This window comes from Clostridium sp. UBA4395, from assembly GCF_002390995.1.
Classification (GTDB): Bacteria; Bacillota; Clostridia; order Clostridiales; family Clostridiaceae; genus Clostridium_J; species Clostridium_J sulfidigenes.
This window is the reverse complement of the sequence record NZ_DGRF01000017.1, coordinates 1-3343: the sequence shown is the minus strand read 5'-3', so window position 1 is coordinate 3343 and position 3343 is coordinate 1. Positions and strand designations below refer to the sequence as shown.

The 3343-nt window shown below is 28.2% G+C and carries 3 protein-coding genes; all 3 read right to left on the bottom strand.

Translation table 11 applies throughout. The annotated features are described in order from the left end of the window. Window positions 1-127: 127 nt before the first annotated feature. On the bottom strand, window positions 128-862 hold the full coding sequence (gene scpB / locus B2694_RS01610; protein ID WP_346884276.1) for an SMC-Scp complex subunit ScpB: 735 nt from the start codon (window positions 860-862) through the stop codon (window positions 128-130). Further along, a complete protein-coding gene (locus tag B2694_RS01605; protein ID WP_035129401.1) occupies window positions 855-1601 on the bottom strand; it encodes a segregation/condensation protein A in 747 nt (248 codons plus the stop codon). Before B2694_RS01605 ends, scpB begins: the two co-directional genes overlap by 8 nt. Before the next feature lie 361 nt (window positions 1602-1962). Continuing rightward, window positions 1963-3159 (bottom strand): D-alanyl-D-alanine carboxypeptidase family protein, encoded by a 1197-nt coding sequence (locus B2694_RS01600; RefSeq protein WP_346884275.1) that lies wholly within the window; start codon window positions 3157-3159, stop codon window positions 1963-1965. Window positions 3160-3343: the final 184 nt, after the last annotated feature.

Below are 3343 nucleotides of genomic sequence, written 5' to 3'. Positions count from 1 at the left end.
TTCTATAGGTTCCATTTTAATAATTCACTAATCTTTTTCTAATGTTGAGGGTGTACATTAATACTATAGTACATCCTCAATATTTATTTAAGATTTAGATTTTATTATAAATATAGCCATAATATTATTAGAACTTCTTTTCTTCAATATCCTTTTCCTCTAATTCTACTAGCTCTTCATCTTCAATAAAATTATCTAAAGATGGTAATTCGCCTAAAGATGTAAAATCAAAATGCTTTAAGAATTCGTCAGTAGTAGCATAAAGATTTGGTCTTCCTATAACACTTTTCTTTCCTGATTCCTTTATAAGTCCTTTTTCTACTAAAGTACTAATAGCTCTATCACTTTTAACGCCTCTTATGTCTTCAATTTCTATTCTAGTTATTGGTTGTTTATAAGCAATTATAGATAGGGTTTCAAGAGCAGCCCTAGATAAGGATTGTCTTATATTAGTCTTTAACAGCATTTGAAGATAATCACTGTTTATAGGTTTTGTACCAAGTTGATAAGCCTTATTAATACATATTAGTTTTACTCCCCTAGACTCATCTCTTTCATATACCTTTTCTAAAACCTTTAAAAGTTCTGTAGCAAATTCTACTGAACATTCTAAAATACTTGCTATAGTGTCTACTTCCAATGGGTCTCCAGTTACATATAATAAAGACTCTATTATAGAAAAATATCTTTCATATTTAGATTCATCTATAAGATAATTTAACTGATGTTCTGATTCTTGAAGAACCTCTTCTATTTTATTTCTAGAATCAATATCTATACTTCCATCTTCTTTATTTACTCTACTTAAAATTTTATCATTAACTTCTACATCTTCATGATTTAAATTAGTATGTTCATTCATCCCCCATCACTCCTTCTAAATATATTTCACCAAAGTTACCATGTTGAACTACTCGTACATCCTTAAGCTTTATTAACTCTAACAAGGCTAAGAAGGTTACAATGATTTCCGTTTTACTTTTGCTCTCCTTTATTATACTAGTGAAGGTAGTATTTTTACTATGCACTAATACGTCTTTTAAGTAATCCATCTTATCTTCTATTTTAAATAACTCAACCTGTACTCTGTCTTCTATGTTGAAGGTTTCATTCATCTTATTTTTATATATTTCCATAAGTTCAATATACATATTATATAAATCCATCATGGTTATGCCCTTAAGTAGCTCTTTGGCATCTTGCTTTTTTTCTCTGGTATCTTCAATTATTTCAGGCCTTTTAGTAAATATAATGCCTGTATTCATTTGTCTCTTGCCCAGAAATTCAGCTATATTTTTAAATTTTTTATATTGAACTAATTTATCTATAAGCTCTTGTGTATCATCAACCTCTTCAATCTCTGGTTCCTTATTTTTAGGAAGTAATACCTTAGATTTTAATTCAATTAATGTAGTAGCCATAACAATAAACTCTGATGCAATATCTAAATCCAATTCCTTCATTTCATTTAGATATCCTATATATTGATTTGTTATATCTAAAATACTTATATTATATATATCCATTTGGTTCTTTTTTATTAAGTGTAATAAAAGGTCAAAGGGCCCCTCAAAGTTTGAAGTTTTAATTGTTAATGCCATGGTTTCACCTTCCTTACAACAAATTTATCTGCATACTAAAAATTTCAATATATATTTTAGCATGAAAACACTCATTTTAAATTATACTCTAAATTTAGTTAAATTTACAATAGTAAAAATGCTATATTTCAATTATGACAATTATTATTTTGGAATCAAAAATTACTGTAGTTCATTTAAAAATAAAAAATCACCCTAAAAATTTTAGAGTGATTTTTTATATCAGCATTATACATTTGGGGTTGTATATTGTAACTGATAACTATAACATTAAACTGAATTTTAAATTAACCTTTATATATAGTTTTCACAAATATTTATTTTTTATTCTATATTATTTATATTTAAAGATTAAATATACTTATATTGAATGATCAAAGATATTTGAAAATATATCTTTAACATTTTTAAAGAACTGAGATTGTTTTACTTCCCTATCACTATATAATTCTATTTTTCCTAGTAATTCATCTCCATTATAAACTTCACAATATCCAACAACATCACCAGCATCTATTTTTTTCAGTGCAGGATTAATATTTACTTTCTTTGTTAATTCTTCCTCAGTGCCTTTTTCTATGGTTACTTTTAAATCATCTTTTGCTTTTGCTATAAAGAAAGAATCACCTTTTTTATTTAATGGGATTTGTTGTACGTCTACATCCTTAGCTACTATAGTTTTACTTTGGTATTTAGAAAATCCAAAATCCATAAGCTTACTCGCATCTGCATTTCTTTGTTTATATGTAGGTGCTCCCATTATTACTGCAAGCATCCTTACATTGTCTCTAGTTGATGTAGCAGATATACAATACATAGCTTCTTGTGTAAATCCTGTTTTTAGTCCATCACACCCTTTGTAAAATCTCACCAACTTATTATGATTAACTAATTCAATTGGTGTTTTTCTACCTTCTGATATAGTTTCCATATATATAGATGAATATTTTAATATTATTGGGTGTTTTAAAAGCTCTCTAGACATTATGGAAATATCTCTAGCAGTACTTAAATGTCCTGAAGCACTAAGACCTGTAGCATTTTCAAAGTGAGTATTAGTCATTCCAAGTTCTTTAGCTCTTTCATTCATTTTTACTGCAAAAGCTTCTTCACTGCCTTCTAAGAATTCTGCCATTGCCACTGCTGCATCATTTCCTGATGCTATAGCTATACCTTTTAGAATTTCTTCCACAGTTCTTACTTCTCCAGTGTCCAATATCATACTACTACCGCCCATGGATTTAACCTTTTCACTACAAACTATTTTATCTTGAAGAGTTATTCTTCCATCATCCAAGGCTTCCATAGCAAGTAGCATAGTCATTATCTTAGTAACCGAAGCAGGTGCAAACTGTTCATCTGCGTTTTTTTCATAAATAACTTTACCTGAATTAGGCTCTAATAGTATTACAGATTTTGCCTGTGGCTCAAACCCTATTACATTATCTGCAGGCTCATTTTTTATTTCATCATCAGCAAAGGCTGTTGGAAGGATTATAGCCTGCAATGAAAGTAGTACGGATAATAATAAAGTTAAAACAAATTTATTCTTTTTCATAACCGACCTCCAAAACAATTATTATGAGGTTATTTTTACCTCAATCTTAAAAATTATCCTAAAAATTTAGAAATTTTATTTTCTAAATTTTCTTCTTATTTAGAGTTCCCTAATATAGAATTTATATCCTCAAGGTGTAGATATTGCTTTAAAAATAAAATGAAGGGGCTGTATCAGAATGAAG

Coding starts and splice junctions, on each gene's coding strand:
- scpB (WP_346884276.1), bottom strand. CDS start 862: ATGAATGAACATACTAATTTAAATCATGAAGATGTAGAAGTTAATGAT.
- B2694_RS01605 (WP_035129401.1), bottom strand. CDS start 1,601: ATGGCATTAACAATTAAAACTTCAAACTTTGAGGGGCCCTTTGACCTT.
- B2694_RS01600 (WP_346884275.1), bottom strand. CDS start 3,159: ATGAAAAAGAATAAATTTGTTTTAACTTTATTATTATCCGTACTACTT.